This window comes from Streptomyces sp. NRRL F-525, from assembly GCF_000716605.1.
Taxonomy (GTDB): domain Bacteria; phylum Actinomycetota; class Actinomycetes; order Streptomycetales; family Streptomycetaceae; genus Streptomyces.
In genome coordinates this window covers 1-15885 of record NZ_JNXE01000043.1, presented here as the reverse complement: position 1 = coordinate 15885, position 15885 = coordinate 1, and the positions used below count along the sequence as shown (strand labels likewise).

General features: G+C 68.3%; 14 protein-coding genes. 2 read left to right on the top strand and 12 right to left on the bottom strand.

Annotated features, from left to right (window positions below):
- Positions 1-167: 167 nt before the first annotated feature.
- From OO69_RS40800 to OO69_RS40775, 6 genes are all read right to left on the bottom strand, one after another.
- Positions 168-1790, bottom strand: coding sequence for a beta-N-acetylhexosaminidase (locus OO69_RS40800; RefSeq protein ID WP_051801592.1), 1623 nt, complete (start codon positions 1788-1790; stop codon positions 168-170).
- A gap of 1 nt (position 1791) precedes the next feature.
- Positions 1792-2655 (bottom strand): carbohydrate ABC transporter permease, encoded by an 864-nt coding sequence (locus OO69_RS40795; protein WP_051801590.1) that lies wholly within the window; start codon positions 2653-2655, stop codon positions 1792-1794.
- Positions 2652-3635: a carbohydrate ABC transporter permease gene (locus OO69_RS40790; protein ID WP_106971198.1), complete on the bottom strand. Its 984-nt coding sequence runs from the start codon at positions 3633-3635 to the stop codon at positions 2652-2654. The genes OO69_RS40795 and OO69_RS40790 overlap by 4 nt, the downstream gene beginning before the upstream one ends.
- Positions 3636-3639: 4 nt before the next feature.
- Positions 3640-4944 carry an extracellular solute-binding protein gene (locus OO69_RS40785; RefSeq protein WP_033286010.1) on the bottom strand — a complete coding sequence of 435 codons (1305 nt, stop codon included), beginning with the start codon at positions 4942-4944 and terminating at the stop codon, positions 3640-3642.
- Between the two features lie 242 nt (positions 4945-5186).
- The gene (locus OO69_RS40780; RefSeq protein ID WP_026150330.1) at positions 5187-5477 is read right to left on the bottom strand and encodes a DUF3039 domain-containing protein; all 291 of its coding nucleotides are present in this window, start codon (positions 5475-5477) and stop codon (positions 5187-5189) included.
- A 61-nt stretch (positions 5478-5538) separates the two neighbouring features.
- Positions 5539-6111: a YqgE/AlgH family protein gene (locus tag OO69_RS40775; protein ID WP_033286009.1), complete on the bottom strand. Its 573-nt coding sequence runs from the start codon at positions 6109-6111 to the stop codon at positions 5539-5541.
- 253 nt (positions 6112-6364) lie between these two features.
- Here OO69_RS40775 and murA point away from each other — a divergent pair, with 253 nt between their 5' ends.
- Complete coding sequence (murA, locus tag OO69_RS40770; RefSeq protein WP_033286008.1) at positions 6365-7711, top strand: UDP-N-acetylglucosamine 1-carboxyvinyltransferase; 1347 nt, start codon at positions 6365-6367, stop codon at positions 7709-7711.
- A gap of 100 nt (positions 7712-7811) precedes the next feature.
- Here the strand turns inward: murA and OO69_RS40765 are convergent, their stop codons facing one another.
- From OO69_RS40765 to OO69_RS40740, 6 genes are all read right to left on the bottom strand, one after another.
- On the bottom strand, positions 7812-8093 hold the full coding sequence (locus tag OO69_RS40765) for an HU family DNA-binding protein (RefSeq protein ID WP_019056394.1): 282 nt from the start codon (positions 8091-8093) through the stop codon (positions 7812-7814).
- A 407-nt stretch (positions 8094-8500) separates the two neighbouring features.
- The gene (locus OO69_RS40760) at positions 8501-9940 is read right to left on the bottom strand and encodes an NAD-dependent malic enzyme (RefSeq protein ID WP_033286007.1); all 1440 of its coding nucleotides are present in this window, start codon (positions 9938-9940) and stop codon (positions 8501-8503) included.
- 338 nt (positions 9941-10278) lie between these two features.
- Positions 10279-12615 carry a HelD family protein gene (locus tag OO69_RS40755; RefSeq protein ID WP_033286006.1) on the bottom strand — a complete coding sequence of 779 codons (2337 nt, stop codon included), beginning with the start codon at positions 12613-12615 and terminating at the stop codon, positions 10279-10281.
- A gap of 163 nt (positions 12616-12778) precedes the next feature.
- Positions 12779-13540, bottom strand: coding sequence for an anti-sigma factor family protein (locus OO69_RS40750; protein WP_033286005.1), 762 nt, complete (start codon positions 13538-13540; stop codon positions 12779-12781).
- A 38-nt stretch (positions 13541-13578) separates the two neighbouring features.
- The gene (locus OO69_RS40745; RefSeq protein WP_019056398.1) at positions 13579-14100 is read right to left on the bottom strand and encodes a sigma-70 family RNA polymerase sigma factor; all 522 of its coding nucleotides are present in this window, start codon (positions 14098-14100) and stop codon (positions 13579-13581) included.
- A gap of 329 nt (positions 14101-14429) precedes the next feature.
- Entirely contained in the window at positions 14430-15029 is a 600-nt protein-coding gene (locus tag OO69_RS40740; protein ID WP_033286004.1) for a CGNR zinc finger domain-containing protein, read from the bottom strand.
- Positions 15030-15295: 266 nt separating this feature from the next.
- On the opposite strand from OO69_RS40740, the gene OO69_RS40735 reads away from it, so the two are divergent.
- Positions 15296-15796: a DUF1772 domain-containing protein gene (locus OO69_RS40735; RefSeq protein WP_033286003.1), complete on the top strand. Its 501-nt coding sequence runs from the start codon at positions 15296-15298 to the stop codon at positions 15794-15796.
- Positions 15797-15885: the final 89 nt, after the last annotated feature.

The window sequence follows — 15885 nt, the reverse complement described above, 5'->3', positions numbered from 1 at the left end:
GGCGGACGTGGCAACTCTGGCACATCTTCGCAAGACCCGAGCGCGGGGGTCCGCTAGGAGGCATTCGCCCGTCTCATCAGGGAGATGGTCCGTTTTCGTACGGCATCACCGGTACGCGCGGATTGCCACTCAACGGTGACTCCTGGGGGCTTTCTCCCTTACGGGTTCTACGCGTTCGGGGGCGGGCCGTCCTTGGGTCGGCCGAGCACTCCGGGGCGTCGCTGCCACGGCAGTGGTCCCGTGGGCGGACGGTAGGCGACCCCCAGGGCGTCGAGTCGCGCGTAGTGGGCGGTCATCCGGCGCTCGAAGTCGGCGAAGTCCCGTTCCGCGGGCGCCGGGAGAGCACTCCAGGCGACCTCGGCGAAGGCCGCGAGCCGGGGGAACGTCTGGTAGTCCACGCGTGCGTGATCCTCCATCACCTCGGTCCACACGTTGGCCTGCGTGCCCAGCACATGACGGGCCTCGGCCTCGCTGAGCTGCTCCGGAACCGGCTCGAAGCGGTAGACGTCCTCCAGGGTGCGCACGTGGGCGATCGGCACCGGCTCGTCCTCTCCGGGGGCCTGCCGCCAGTCCAAGTACACGTGCTGTTCAGGGCACATGACCACGTCGTGCCCCGCGCGGGCGGCGGTGATCCCGCCCTCGTACCCGCGCCAGGACGACACGACCGCCCCCTCCGCGAGCCCGCCCTCCAGGATCTCGTCCCACCCGACGAGCCTTCTCCCGCGCACGGAGAGCCACTTGTCGAAGTGTCCGATGAACCACGACTGCAACTCGTCCTCGTCCGCGAGCCCGAGTTCCGCGATGCGCGCCTGCGCGGTCGCCGACTGCTTCCACTGGTCCTTGAGGCATTCGTCGCCGCCGACGTGAATGAACTCCGAGGGGAACAGCTCCAGGAGTTCCTCGAACACCCCCTCGTAGAACCGCAGGGTGTTGTCAGTGGGGGCCAGTACGTTGGGGTTGATCCCCCAGTTGTCCCAGACGGAGAGGGAGTTGGTGTCGATGACGTCGGTGTTGCCGAGTTCCGGATACGCGGCGATGGCGGCCTGCGAGTGTCCCGGTACGTCGATTTCCGGGACCACGGCGATATGCCGCTCGGCGGCGTAGGCGACGATCTCCCGGATGTCGTCCTGGGTGTAGTAGCCGCCGTGGGGCTTGTCGTCCCAGAGCGGTGAGGCACGGTGGCCGAATTTCGTGCGCGCCCGCCAGGAGCCGATCTCGGTCAGCTTCGGGTACCGCTTGATCTGTACGCGCCAGCCCTGGTCGTCCGTCAAGTGGAAGTGGAAGACGTTGAGTTTGTGCGCCGCCATGAGATCCAGGTAGCGCAGGACGCCCTCCTTGGGCATGAAGTGCCGGGCGACGTCGAGCATGAGGCCGCGCCAGGGGAAACGGGGGGAGTCCTGGACGTGGGTCAGGGGCAGCCGCCATTCCCGGCCGGGCAGCGGGGCACGCCGAAAGGCGTCCGGGCCCAGCAGTTGACGTAGCGTCTGGGCGCCCCAGAAGAGGCCCGCGGGGCCGCCGCCGACCACGTGCACGGTGTGGGACAGGACCATCAGGCGGTAGCCCTCCGGGCCGAGGTCCTTGGTCACCATGGGGTGGATGTACAGCTGGATGGCGTTCTCGGGCGAGTCCCCCGGGGCCAGCGGAAAGCCGGTGGCCGCCCCGAGCACGCCGCGCAGCCACCGCTCGCTCGCGCCGGCGCCCTCGCCCGCCACCAGGCGTGTATCGGGGCCGAGTTCGAAGTGACCCCGGTAGGTATGGGTGTACCGGGGCAGCGGAATCAGATCGGTCACGTCAGTCCTTAACCGCTCCGCCCAGCCCCGAGACCAGACGTCGCTGTACGAGTACGAAGAACACCAGCACCGGAATCGTCATCACCGTGGAGGCCGCCATGACCCCGCCCCAGTCAGGATCGTCCGGCTTGTAGAAGACGAGGAGGGCCATCGGCAGGGTCGACTGGGAAGTGTCGCTGATGATGAAGGACTTGGCGAAGAGGAAGTCGTTCCAGGCCGAGATGAAGGAAAACACGCTCGTGGCCACCAACCCCGGGAAGACGAGCGGGAAAAGGATCTGCCACAGGAATCGCGTCCGGCTCGCCCCGTCGATGTACGCGGCCTCCTCCAGCGCGTCCGGTACGGCTTTCACGAACCCCCGCAGCATCCAGATCGCGAACGGCAGCGAGAACGCGATCTGAGGCAGGATCAGCGACCCCAGCGTGTTCAGCAGCCCGAGCCCCCGCATGGTGAAGAACAGGGGGATCGTCAGCGCTTCCACGGGCACCATCTGGGCCACCAGGAACATGATCAGGAGGGTGGTCCGGAAGCGGAACCGGAATCGCGTCACCGCCGTCGCGGCGAGAAAGGCGATCAACGCCGAGACGATGACCACCGAGCACGCCACGACAAGGCTGTTGACGAAGTAACGGCCGAATTCCTGCTGCCCGAACACCCGCCGGAACGAGTCCAGAGAGGGCGCCAGCGTCCACGGCCGGGGCTCGCTCGACTCGATCTCCCCGGCCGGTTTGAAGGCGCTGAGCACCATCCAATAGAGGGGGAAGGCGACGACGACCGCGATCAGCAGCGCCGAGGCCTCGGCAGCGAGCCGCCAGGGCCGCCGGGGTCGTCGTACAAAGCCGCCAAGACCGCTAAGCAGACTCACAGTTCCTCCCCCTGCCTGCGCAGCAGCCGCAGATAGACCAGCGTGACGGCGAGCAGCATCAGCAGCATGACGACACCGATCGCCGAGCCGAGGCTGTACTTCGAGGACGCGAACGCCTGTTGATAGGCGTACACGTTCAGCACGAGGTTCTGCCCCGCGATACCGCCGCCGTTGGTCATGACGTAGATCTGGGTGAAGACCTTGAAGTCCCAGATGACGGACTGAATGGTGACGACGGTCAGGATCGGCCGCAGCATCGGCGTCAGGATCGACCGCCAGATCCGCCACTGCGAGGCCCCGTCCAGAGCGGCGGCCTCCAGCACCTCGGAAGGCACGGCACGGATCCCGGCGTAGACGGTCACCATCACGAACGGAAAGGAGCACCACACCACTTCGAGCAGCACAAGGAAGAACGCGCTCAACCGCCCGTACGTCCAGGAGTGATCCCCGAGCCCGAGAATCCGGTTCACCGGCCCGAAGTCAGGGTCGAAGAGCAGCAACCACACGGTCGACCCAGTGACGGCCGGCGTGGCCCAGGCCCCCAACGCGGCCAGCATCAACACCAACCGAGGCAAGGCCCGCACCCGGGTGAGCAGTACGGCGAGCGCACACCCAACAGCCAGCGTCGACACCACACACGCCCCCGCGAACAACACGGTGGCCACCAGCACTTGCCAGAACTGACTGTCCGAGAAGAGCGCGGAGTAGTTCCCGAACCCCTCAAAGGTCGTCGGCTCCCCACCACTGACCTGAGCCTGCGTGTACTGGAAGAACGAGATCAACCCAAGCTGATAGATGGGGTAGACCAGCAACCCCCCAAGGACAACGAGAGCCGGGGCCAGATACAACCAGGGCACACCCCAACCCCCCTGGGGGCGCGGGGCTGTGTTTGATTTGCGGCTACCGCCGCGTGGGCGCGACAAGCCACGACGGCGCAGCACCCGCGAACGCTCCACAACAACCGAGCTATTAGGCGTCATCCGCTCAACCCGCGGAACTAAAGGCCGCGTTCATCTTCTTCGCCGCGTCCCCAGAAGCCGCAGCCACACTCTTCTTCCCGCTGATGACCTCCTGCAGCATCGTCGGCAATACCAACGACGAGTCGATCTCCGACCACCCAGGCGACGCGGGCACGAACTTCGTCCCCGCGGCCAACGTCTGAACGAACGGTTTCTCGAACGGCACCTTCGCCGCAGCCGCGTCCCGCACGTCGGTGAACGTAGGCAGGAACCCCATCGCGTCGAACATGGACGCCTGCGTCGCCTTCGAGGTGAGCTGCTCCATCAGGTCCACCGCGAGCGTCCGGTGCGAAGTGCTCTTCAGGACACCGATGTTGTTGCCGCCGGCGAACGCAGGGGCAACAGACCCGGACGCGACACCCGGCAGCGGAACCACCGCGTACTTGCCCTTGACCTTGCCCGCTTCCACAGCCGTGTGGCTGAAGTCGCCCCCGATGGCCATCCCGGCCTTGCCCGCCGCGAACGCCGTGATCGTGTCATTGCCGCCCATCACCGCGCACTTGGCGGCGGGACAGTTGTCGCTGCTGAACAGCGAGGTGTACGCCTTGATGCCCTTCTGCGCGGCGGCGCTGTCGATCGCGGAGGTGTAAGAACCCCCCGATCCCCCCTTGGCCGTGGCGAGTTCACCCCCGTTGGCCCACACGAACGGCATCGCGCCGTACGTGTACGCACCGCCGACGACAAGGCCGTAGAGATCGGACTTCGCCTTGTGGATCTTCCGGGCGGTGGCGGCCAACTCGGCCATGGACTTGGGAGGTTGGAGGCCCAGGTCCTTGAAGACGTCGGTGCGGTAGTACAGGGCGCGGACGCCGACGTAGAACGGGGAGCCGTACATCCTGCCGTCGACCGTGACGGACTGCTTCGCGGTCGGGTCGGTGTCCTTGGCCTCGCTCCACGCGCCGAAGTCCTTGGTGACGTCGAGGAGTCCGCCGTCGTGGACGTAGCCGGCCGTGTCGGTGTTGCCGTACTCCATGACGTCCGGCGCGGACTTCGGGTCGTTGAAGGCGGCCTTCACGCGCTGGGCGCGGGTGTCGATCGGGATGTACTCCACGTCGACCTTGGTGCCCTTGTGGGCCTTCTCGAAGGCGGCGACCACGGAGTCGACGACCTTCGCCTTCGGGTCGTTGCCGACCTCCTGGAAGAGCCACACCCGCAGGGTGCCGCTCTGGTCGTCCTTGTCCGAGGACGAGTTGTCGGAGGTCTGGGGCGCGCAGCCGGCGACGACAGCGGCGGCCGCCAGGAGTACGGCGAATCGGGGGGCGAGCTTCATGGAGCGTTCCTCCGGGATTCCGGGCGTGCGTTGCAACATATGCAATGAGCGTTTCGCTCTGCACAACACCACGGAGATTAAGGAGTAGATGAACGCGGCCACAAGAGGTCTCAACCACTTCGTGACACGCGAAAGCCGACCGAAAAGTCGTCGAAACACGCAAAAGGCCCCCAGGGCACGCCGAAGCGCGCCCCGAGGGCCTCAGAAACCGAGAGCCTCAGAAAGTCGGACCGGCAGAGCGGCTACTTGTCGCCGCCGCCCTTGCCCTTGTCGCCGTCCCCGCCCGAGCCCATGGACTCGTAGATCTCCTTGCACATGGGACACACCGGGTACTTCTTCGGGTCGCGGCCCGGCACCCAGACCTTCCCGCACAACGCCACCACGGGAGTGCCGTCGAGGGCGCTCGCCATGATCTTGTCCTTCTGGACGTAATGGGCGAAGCGCTCATGGTCCCCGTCGCCGTGCGACACCTGGGGCGTCGGCTCTACGAGGGTCCCCGTACCAGTCCCGCGCTCGGGCTCAAGAGTGCTCATAGTGCCAAGGGTACTGAAGCCCACCGGCATCAGTTCCGCGAAGGGTCGCTCAGTTCGGGGATCAGTTCAGGGACGGGTCGTCCGGGTACGTCGCCACCATCGCCAGCTCACTGCGCTGGCGGCGCAGCACCTCGCGCCAGAGTCTCTCCGGGGACGGCGAGGACACGTCACCGGGCTCCGACTCGACGACGTACCAGGCACCCTCCACCAGCTCGTTCTCCAGCTGCCCGGGCCCCCAGCCGGCGTACCCGGCGAAGATCCGCAGCGAGCCGAGCGCCGAGGCCAGCAGCTCCGGCGGGGCCTCCAGGTCGACGAGTCCGATCGCGCCGTGCACGCGCCGCCAGCCGAGCGGGGCGCGCTCGCCGGCCGCGCCGCCCGGGATGACCGCGACGCCGAGGGCCGAGTCGAGCTGGACCGGGCCGCCCTGGAAGACGACGCCCGGCTCGCCGGCGAGCTCCGCCCAGCCCTCCAGGATGTCGCCGACGTCCACGGGGGTCGGGCGGTTGAGGACGACACCGAGGGAGCCCTCCTCGTCGTGGTCGAGGAGGAGCACCACCGCGCGGTCGAAGTTCGGGTCCGCCAGGGCGGGTGTTGCCACGAGCAACCGCCCTGTGAGCGAGGACACCTCGGTCATGCCTGACATGATCCCGCATCTTCCGCGTGATGGGGGAGGCAATGCGGGTACCAGAGTGCGTGCAGCTCAGGGCGCACCGAAGCGTCCTCCGCGCACACCCCCGTCCCGTGACCCCATGTGCCCGATTGGGAACGGTTCGTGTTGTGACACAGCTATGACGTAGCTGGGTACTCCTTGGGCTTTCAGGAGGGGGGTGGGCGGCCATTACGCTTACGTCTTCGGCCCCTGCCCAACTCCACGGAACGCGAGATTCATGACCGTCAACGGCTCAGACGACGTACTGCTTGTCCACGGCGGAACCCCGCTCGAGGGCGAGATCCGTGTCCGCGGTGCGAAGAACCTCGTACCCAAGGCCATGGTCGCCGCCCTGCTGGGCAGTGAGCCAAGTCGACTGCGCAACGTTCCGGACATCCGTGACGTTCGTGTCGTACGCGGCCTGCTGCAACTGCACGGGGTGACGGTCCGTCCGGGTGAGGAGCCGGGCGAGCTGGTGCTCGATCCGTCGCACGTCGAGAGCGCCAACGTCGCCGACATCGATGCCCACGCGGGTTCTTCGCGCATCCCGATCCTGTTCTGCGGTCCGCTGCTGCACCGGCTCGGGCACGCGTTCATCCCGGGGCTCGGCGGCTGTGACATCGGCGGCCGGCCGATCGACTTCCACTTCGAGGTGCTGCGGCAGTTCGGCGCGAAGATCGAGAAGCGGGCGGACGGCCAGTACCTGGAGGCCCCGCAGCGGCTGCGCGGCACGAAGATCCAGCTCCCGTACCCGTCGGTCGGCGCGACCGAACAGGTGCTGCTGACGGCGGTGTTGGCGGAGGGCGTCACCGAACTCGCCAACGCGGCCGTGGAGCCGGAGATCGAGGACCTCATCTGCGTACTGCAGAAGATGGGCGCGATCATCGCCATGGACACCGACCGCACGATCCGCATCACCGGTGTGGACTCGCTCGGCGGCTACACCCACGCGGCCCTCCCGGACCGCCTGGAGGCCGCGTCCTGGGCGTCCGCAGCGCTGGCGACCGAGGGCAACATCTACGTCAAGGGCGCGCAGCAGCGCTCGATGATGACGTTCCTCAACACCTACCGGAAGGTGGGCGGTGCCTTCGCGATCGACGACGAGGGCATCCGCTTCTGGCACCCCGGCGGCCAGTTGAAGTCCATCGCGCTCGAGACGGACGTGCACCCCGGCTTCCAGACGGACTGGCAGCAGCCGCTGGTCGTCGCCCTCACGCAGGCGACGGGCCTCTCCATCGTGCACGAGACGGTCTACGAGTCCCGGCTGGGGTTCACCTCCGCGCTCAACCAGATGGGCGCGCACATCCAGCTCTACCGCGAGTGCCTCGGCGGCTCGCACTGCCGCTTCGGCCAGCGCAACTTCCTGCACTCGGCGGTCGTCTCGGGCCCGACCCGCCTCCAGGGCGCCGACCTGGTCATCCCCGACCTCCGCGGCGGCTTCTCGTACCTCATCGCCGCCCTGGCGGCCCAGGGCACGTCCCGCGTCCACGGCATCGACCTCATCAACCGCGGCTACGAGAACTTCATGGAGAAGCTCGTCGAGCTGGGCGCGAAGGTGGAGCTGCCGGGCAAGGCGCTCGGGTAACCAGTCGGTTGTACGACGATGGGGCGGCCACCCTGACCGGGTGGCCGCCCCATTCGCGTTACTCGAGCCTCGTACGCAATCCCGTCGCGTACGCGAAGGCTTACTTGCCCTTGGCGGCTTCCTTGAGCTTCGAGCCCGCGGACACCTTGACGCTGTAACCGGCGGGGATGTTGATCGGGTCGCCGGTCTGCGGGTTGCGCGCGGTGCGAGCGGCACGGTGGGTGCGCTCGAAGGTCAGGAAGCCGGGGATGGTGACCTTCTCGTCGCCCTTGGAGACGATCTCGCCGACGGTCTCGGCGAACGCGGCCAGAACGGCGTCGGCGTCCTTGCGGGTCACCTCGGCACGGTCGGCCAGCGCGGCCACCAGCTCACTGCGGTTCATGTTGTTACTCCCGTGTTCTTCTTGCCGTTTGAGGCGTGCCACGCGGCGGAGCCGCATATCGGGCACGGTGAAGCCGATGCTGCCAGGGTCCTCGGTGAGTCCCCGGACCCGGGTCCGTCGTCCAGACCCTCGCGCCCGAAGACGCATCCTGCCCCTACCTGCGGCGGGAAAGCCAATCCGGCACCCGTAGGAGTCGCGAGAACACCCGTGGGAGTCACACGAAGAGCGCCACGCCCTCTGCGTGGTGACGCTCCGTCGGCTCCCGGCAGCGAGGGCCGGGCCTGGAAGGCCCGAAACCTGGCCGCCACGATAAACGGCCGCCGAAGGCCCCGGGTTCCGCGACGCGCCGGTGTGTCGGCGGCCGTGGCGATCCTCACAGCCACCGCACACCCGCCGTTCGAGGGGTTCTACGACGCGGAGGGCGCCGTCGAGGCCACCACGACTCCCGCCGCCTTCGCCGCGTCACGCACCGCGCCCGCGACCGCTCCGGCGACCTTGTCGTTGAAGACGCTGGGGATGATGTAGTTCGCGTTCAGCTCGTCCTCGGTCACCACGTTCGCGAGTGCGGTCGCCGCGGCGAGCATCATCTCCGTGTTGACGGTGCGGGACTGCGCGTCCAGCAGACCGCGGAAGACACCCGGGAAGACCAGCACGTTGTTGATCTGGTTCGGGAAGTCCGAGCGCCCCGTGGCCACAACGGCCGCCGTCTGACGGGCGATCGTCGGGTCGACCTCGGGGTCCGGGTTCGCGAGCGCGAACACGATCGCGCCCTCGGCCATCGCGGCCACGTCGTCGCCGTCGAGGACGTTCGGGGCGGAGACACCGACGAAGACGTCGGCGCCGCGCACGGCCTCCTTCAGGGTGCCCGTGAGGCCGTCCGGGTTGGTGTTGTCGGCGATCCAGCGCAGCGGCGAGTCCGGCTTGGCGTCGACCAGGTCCTCGCGGCCGGCGTGCACGACACCGTGGATGTCGGCGACGACAGCGTTCTTTACGCCCGCGGCGAGCAGCAGCTTCAGGATGGCCGTACCGGCCGCGCCCGCGCCGGACATGACGACCCGGATGTCACCGATGCCCTTGCCGGCCACCCGCAGCGCGTTCGTCAGCGCGGCGAGGACGACGATCGCGGTGCCGTGCTGGTCGTCGTGGAAGACGGGGATGTCGAGGGCCTCGCGCAGCCGGGCCTCGATCTCGAAGCAGCGCGGCGCGGAGATGTCCTCCAGGTTGATGCCGGCGAAGCCCGGGGCGATCGCCTTGACGATCGCGACGATCTCGTCGGTGTCCTGGGTGTCCAGGCACAGCGGCCAGGCGTCGATGCCGGCGAACCGCTTGAAGAGGGCCGCCTTGCCCTCCATGACCGGCAGCGCGGCCTTGGGGCCGATGTTGCCGAGGCCCAGCACGGCGGAGCCGTCGGTGACGACCGCGACGGAGTTGCGCTTGATGGTGAGGCGGCGCGCGTCCTCGGGGTTCTCCGCGATCGCCATGCACACGCGGGCGACACCCGGGGTGTAGATCATGGAGAGGTCGTCACGGTTGCGGATCGGGTGCTTGGACTGCATCTCGATCTTGCCGCCGAGGTGCATGAGGAACGTACGGTCCGAGACCTTGCCCAGGGTGACACCCTCGATGCCGCGCAGCTGCTGGACGATCTCGTCGGCGTGGGCCGTCGAGGACGCCGCGATGGTGACGTCGATCCGGAGCTTCTCGTGGCCGGAGGCGGTCACGTCGAGGCCGGTCACCGAGCCTCCGTGGGACTCCACGGCCGTGGTGATCTGGGATACCGCCGTTCCGCTGGCGGGCACCTCCAGACGGACCGTGATCGAGTAGGAGACGCTGGGCGCCGTAGCCATGGCCGACTTCCTCTGCTTTCACCGTTGAGCTGAGTACGCGTTCCGATCGTCGCACCTACTGCCCGGTAGGCGTTAGCCACCCCCTATTGCGAACGTTTTGTTCGCAAGAAAAAGAGGTCCCCGTCACTTTTCCCGTGACGGGGATCTCTCTGACAAGCAATGACACCGACCCGCCATGCTCGCCTCGCGGCAAGTGGTCGCTCTAAGCGACGAAGGTTGGGCCCGGGGGCTTGGATCGGGCCGGTGTCACATCCAGGCTAACAAACAGATCCCGTAAGACCATTCCCATCCCGAGAGTTCATCGAAAGCACCTCTCGATCGGCCCTCGATCAGCCCCCTCAGTCGCGGAGCAGATCCGGCACCCCGTTCGCGTCCGGCTCGTCCCGCTCGGCCGAGACGACCGTCAGCTGCTGGGTCGCGCGGGTGAGGGCGACGTAGAGGACCCGCAGTCCGGCGGGCGACTCGTCGGCGATCTCGGCGGGCGATACGACGACGGTCGCGTCGTACTCCAGGCCCTTGGCCTCCAGGCTGCCGAGCGCGACGACCCGGTCCCCGAGGCCGGTGAGCCAACGGCGGGCCTCCTCACGGCGGTTCATGGCGACGACCACGCCGACCGTGCCGTCGACCCGGTCGAGCAGTCGGGCGGCCTCCGCGCGGACGGACTCCGACAGCGAGTTCCGTACGACGGCACTGTGCTGATTGTTCGTAGCCACGAAACGCGGCTTGACGCCCGTCGAACGGACCGCCGACGGGGACTCGGAGCCGGGCATCGCGAGGGCCAGGACCTTCGCCGCCAGTTCCGCGATCTCGGCGGGGTTGCGGTAGTTGACGGTGAGGGTGAAGCGGCGGCGGGGGCGGGAGCCGAGGGCCTCGTCGCGGGCCTCGGCGGCCTCGTCGGGGTCGGACCAGGAGGACTGGGCCGGGTCTCCTACGACCGTCCAGGTGGCGTGCCGGCCGCGGCGGCCGACCATGCGCCACTGCATCGGGGTGAGGTCCTGGGCCTCGTCGACGATGACGTGCGCGTACTCGGTGCGCTCCTGGGCGAGCCGCTCGGCCCGTTCGCGCTGCGACTCCTCGCGGGTCGGCATCAGCTCCTCCAGACCGGTGAGCTGGTCCAGCGGGTCCAGGTCGCGCCGCTTGCGGGGGCGGGCCGGGGTGCCGAGGATCGCCTGGAGTTCGTCGAGGACGGCGACGTCGTGGACGGAGAGGCCGTCCCGCTTCAGGGCGCGGGCGACCCGGCGGACCTCGCCGGGGTTGAGGATGCGCCGGGCCCAGCGGCCGAGCTTGCGCTCGTCGGACATGGACTCCAGCACTGAGCGCGGGGTGAGTTCGGGCCACCAGGCGTCGAGGAACGCGATGAAGTCGTCCTCGCTCGCGATGTCCTCGTCGAAGGACGAGCGCAGTTCGGCGGCGAGTTCGGGGTCCGTGTGCCGTCCCGCCGAACCGGAGCGCTCCCACAGGGCGTCCAGGAGCAGCTTGCGGGCGCGCGGCCGCAGCATGTTGACCGGGGCCGTGCCGCTGAGCGCGCTCTGCCGGACGCGCTCCAGGTCGGCGGCCTCCAGTTCGAGCCGGCGGCCGAACGCCACCACTCTGAGCCGGGTCGGCGAATCGTTCAGCTCCAGGGCGCCGCGCGCGGCCTTCCGCAGCACACGCAGCATGCGGTACGAGCCCTTCGCGCGGGCCACGGCCGGGGAGTCGTACAGGGTGGCCTCGGCGCCGTCGACGAGCGAACCGATCGCCCGGATCGCGACCTGGCCCTCCTCGCCGAGGGACGGCAGGACGCCCTCGGTGTACGCGACGAGCAGCGGGGTCGGCGAGACGATGAGGATGCCGCCCGCGTACCGGCGCCGGTCCTGGTAGAGCAGGTAGGCGGCGCGGTGCAGGGCGACGGCGGTCTTGCCGGTCCCCGGGCCGCCCTCGACGTACGTCACCGAGGCGGCGGGGGCGCGGATCACCAGGTCCTGCTCGGCCTGGATGGAGGCCACGATGTCGCGCATGGTGTGGCTGCGGGCCTGGCCGAGCGCGGCCATCAGGGCGCCGTCGCCGATGACGGCCAGCTGCTCGCCGTCGAGGAAAGCGCTCAACTCGGGCCGCATCAGGTCGTCTTCGACCCCGAGGACCCGACGCCCCTTGGACCGGATGACCCGGCGCCGTACGACCCGCCCCGGGTCGACCGGCGTCGACCGGTAGAAGGGCGCGGCGGCGGGCGCCCGCCAGTCGATGACGAGCGGCGCGTACTCGGAATCCAGGACCCCGATCCGCCCGATGTGCAGCGTCTCGGCGATGTCGGCGGTGCTGTCGTCCCGGACAGCACCTTCAGCCGGTTCTACGGCGGTGTAGGCGCCGTCGGGCCCCTTCTTGCCGTCCTTCCCGAGCAGGAGGTCGATCCGCCCGAAGAGAAAGTCCTCGAACTCGTTGTTGAGCCGGTTGAGGTGGATACCGGCGCGGAACACCTGCGCGTCCCGTTCGGCGAGCGCGCCGGGCGTGCCGACCTGGCCGCGCTTGGCCGCGTCGTTCATGAGGAACTCGGCCTCGTGGATCTTCTCTTCGAGCCGCAGGTACACCCGGTCCAGGTGTGCCTGTTCGACGCTGATCTCCCGGTCCCGTAGCGAATCCTGGGCGGATTTGTCGGACACCGTGTCGAGCGCGGTCTCCTGTTGAGCCTGTGCGGCCACCGGGCCCCCTTCTGACGTGCTGGGCAGCCGTCAACCGTACGCGAAAAAAGGCCTCGGTAGTGAGGGGCCTGCCCGGTGGATCTTGACAAAAACGCGGGGCCCGGCACGCGCGCCTTCCGCGTTCCGGGCCCCACACACCACAACCGGTCGGTTGTACAGGTGCTTACGCGTCCACTGCCACGAGCTTCTTGCCGTCGAAGGTCATGACCTCGAAGTGGTCGATCTCGTTCGGCGTGAAGGCCGCGCCGCCCTGGGCGTAGAGCGGGTTCTTGGCCTCCGTCTTGGTGGCGTTCGCGATGCCGTAACCCCAGGCCGGGACCGACCAGGAGCTCATGGTCTCGCGCTCGCCGTTCTTGCCGACGGCGATCAGGGAGCACTTCAGCGGGCCCTTGACGTTCTTGAGCTCCACGACCCCGAGGGTGCCCCAGTCCTTCTTGGACATCGCCACGGTCGCGGTGACCTTGGTGGTCTTGTCCGTCGCCGTGACCTTGTCGGACAAAGTGTCGAAGGTGGTCTTGGCGGGGGACACGGCCACGTTGTTGTTGCCGCCCGAGTCGTTGCCGCCGTTGGCCGCGATGACGGCCAGCGGTCCGGCGATGATCAGGGCCGCCGCGGCGGCGATCATGTAGAAGCTGCGCCGGCGCTTCAGGGCCCGCCGTTCGCCGACGTCGTCGACCAGTCGCTCCACCAGCCGTGGACTGGGTTTCGCGGCCAGGGACTCGGCGATCGCCGGGGTGCCGGTGCCCGGCAGATCCGCGAGCGCCGCCAGCATCGGTTCCATCCCGGCCAGCTCGTCGAGCTGCTGGGCGCACCATTCGCAGGTGGCGAGATGGGCCTCGAAAGCGGTTGCTTCGGCGTCATCGAGAATCCCGAGGGCGTAGGCGCCGACGGTCTCGTGTTCGTTCGAGCCCTGAGATCCCTGCATGGAACCAGGACTACCCGTTCCGTATCCCCCGTAAATGCTCATGCCGTCACCCCCCGCTCCTCCAGAGCAAGCTTCATCGATCGAAGGGCGTAGAACACCCTTGAGCGCACCGTGCCACTGGGGATGCCAAGCGTCTCGGCCGCCTCATTGACGGTACGCCCCTTGAAGTACGTCTCGACGAGCACCTCCCGGTGGGCCGGGGTCAGGTCGTCCAGTGCGTCCGACAGTGTCATCAGCCACAACGCCTTGTCGATCTCGTCCTCCGCGGGGATGACCTCCAGCGGCGACGGGTCCACCTCCTGCGGCCGGGCCTGCCGGCTGCGGTGACCGTCGATGACGATGCGCCGTGCCACCGTCACAAGCCAGGGTCGTACCGATCCGGTCGCCCGGTTGAGCTGGCCGGCGTTCTTCCAGGCCCGGATGAGCGTCTCCTGCACCACGTCCTCGGCACGCTGCCGGTCCCCGGCGACGAGCCGCAACACATAGGCGAGCAAGGGTCCGGCGTGCTCTCGGTACAGGGCACGCATCAGCTCCTCATCAGGTTCCGAGGACTGGGACATGCGATGTCGGGCCCTCGGTGCGTGTTCATTGGCCACGACGGAATCCTTGCGCACGCCCACCTCCGGTGTCCGGGGGTTCCCCCAGTCGGTCGCTCATGGAGAGGTACGCGAGCGGGTGGGCGAGTGTTCAACGTGAGGCGACAGTTTTCTTCGGAGTGACGTGACGAGCGGGACATGAGTGCACATTCCCACCGTACGATCTTTACATTTCCACCACACGAGCAAGATCACGCGAGCTGCCCGGGCCGCGCCGGAGTGAAACGCACTGTTGTCGAAATCACTTCGACAATTGACGTCCCGTCACTCCACAGAAGCCGCATAAGGGATTCTCAGGCTCGCGCGAGCGCCGCGCGCCGCCGATGCCGAGCCACTCTCTCCCGGTTCCCGCACACCTCACTGGAGCACCAGCGCCTCCGCCGCCCCCGGGACGAATCCAGATAAACGATCGGGCAGTTGTCCCCTTCACACTCCCTGAGCGAGGCCCGGGCGACGGGATCGGTGAGCAGTTCTACGACATCCCGCGCGATGACCGAGAGCAACGCACCGCACCCCGGCCGCCCGTCCAACTGCCGCACCAGCGCGCCCTCTTCATCGCGTACGGCGCGGGGTGCGGGGGTCGCGGCGCGGGCGAGGTCGTTCACGCGGGCGAGGGCGAGGTCGTAGGGCCGGGTGTCGTTCGACAACCTGCTACCGCTGCGCACCAACTGCCCGATCTGCCCCCGCAGTTCACGAAACCCGACAAGCCAGGAGGCGTCGATGTGCGCGAGCGGGGTGGCCGCGGGGACGAGCCCGGAGCGGACGATCCACGCGCGGAGCGGCTCCGGCGCGTCGAGCCGTTCGTCGGGATGCGTGGTCGCGAGGAGATCCAGACAGATCCGCCCGGCGTCGAAACGCAGCTCGTACGGGGCCATGGTCGAACCGAGTGCCATGTGCCTGTCACCGCCTTGGGATTACCCCGGTCGTCGGTCGTGTCGGTCGTCGGGAGTCGGTGGGCTGCCAGTGAGGGAGGGAGGAGCGGGGGGAGGAGAGGAGAGGTGGGGGGCGCGGGAAACCGTTCTCTCTACAGTGCCTGCCCGCTCGCGTGGCCGTAACCCCTCGTGCGGGACGCGCGTGGACATCGGCGTGGACGGTCGCGTATGCGGTCGCGCGTCTCGGCGATGTCCGGTGGGGGTGCCCTGTCCGTTGACTGGAGGGCATGACAGAGAAACAGGGCACGAGCGGCACGGGTTGGGTACTGGGTGCGGCCACCGTCGCGATGGGGTTGATCGCCGGGGTCTTCTACGTGTTCGCCTGCGCGATCATGCCGGCGTTGGCGCGCAGCGATGACCGGGTGTTCGTCGAGGTGATGCGGAACATCAACGACGTGATCCAGAACCCGGTGTTCTTCCTGAGCTTCATGGGGGCGTTGGTGCTGGCGGGGGTGGCTGGATGGCAGGCGCGCGGGAGGTCGTATCGGGGGTGGGTGTGGGCGGGGCTGGTGGCGTACGCGTTGGCGTTTCTGGTGACGGTTGGCTTCAACATCCCGCTGAATGACGGCCTGGCGGACACCGCGGATGTGGCTGTTGCGCGGGAGCGGTTCGAGGACGCGTGGGTGGGGTGGAACGTGGTGCGGGCGGTGTTGTCGACGGTGGGGGTGGGGTGTTTGGTGCGGGGGCTTGTGCTCTATGGCGGTTTTCGGCGCGGGGGCGGTTCTTAGTGCGGGGCGGGTTTTCAGTGCCGAGGGCTGTCTGTGCGGGGCGGGTTTTCAGCGCCGGGGGGCTGTCGGTGCGGGGCGGGGTCTTGGGG

Bases quoted from the DNA above. Each gene is read 5' to 3' on its own strand.
- OO69_RS40785 (WP_033286010.1), bottom strand. From the start codon at position 4,944: ATGAAGCTCGCCCCCCGATTCGCCGTACTCCTGGCGGCCGCCGCTGTC.
- OO69_RS40780 (WP_026150330.1), bottom strand. From the start codon at position 5,477: ATGAGCACTCTTGAGCCCGAGCGCGGGACTGGTACGGGGACCCTCGTA.
- OO69_RS40775 (WP_033286009.1), bottom strand. From the start codon at position 6,111: ATGACCGAGGTGTCCTCGCTCACAGGGCGGTTGCTCGTGGCAACACCC.
- murA (WP_033286008.1), top strand. From the start codon at position 6,365: ATGACCGTCAACGGCTCAGACGACGTACTGCTTGTCCACGGCGGAACC.
- OO69_RS40760 (WP_033286007.1), bottom strand. From the start codon at position 9,940: ATGGCTACGGCGCCCAGCGTCTCCTACTCGATCACGGTCCGTCTGGAG.
- OO69_RS40740 (WP_033286004.1), bottom strand. From the start codon at position 15,029: ATGGCACTCGGTTCGACCATGGCCCCGTACGAGCTGCGTTTCGACGCC.
- OO69_RS40790 (WP_106971198.1), bottom strand. From the start codon at position 3,635: ATGACGCCTAATAGCTCGGTTGTTGTGGAGCGTTCGCGGGTGCTGCGC.
- OO69_RS40765 (WP_019056394.1), bottom strand. From the start codon at position 8,093: ATGAACCGCAGTGAGCTGGTGGCCGCGCTGGCCGACCGTGCCGAGGTG.
- OO69_RS40750 (WP_033286005.1), bottom strand. From the start codon at position 13,540: ATGCAGGGATCTCAGGGCTCGAACGAACACGAGACCGTCGGCGCCTAC.
- OO69_RS40735 (WP_033286003.1), top strand. From the start codon at position 15,296: ATGACAGAGAAACAGGGCACGAGCGGCACGGGTTGGGTACTGGGTGCG.
- OO69_RS40745 (WP_019056398.1), bottom strand. From the start codon at position 14,100: ATGTCCCAGTCCTCGGAACCTGATGAGGAGCTGATGCGTGCCCTGTAC.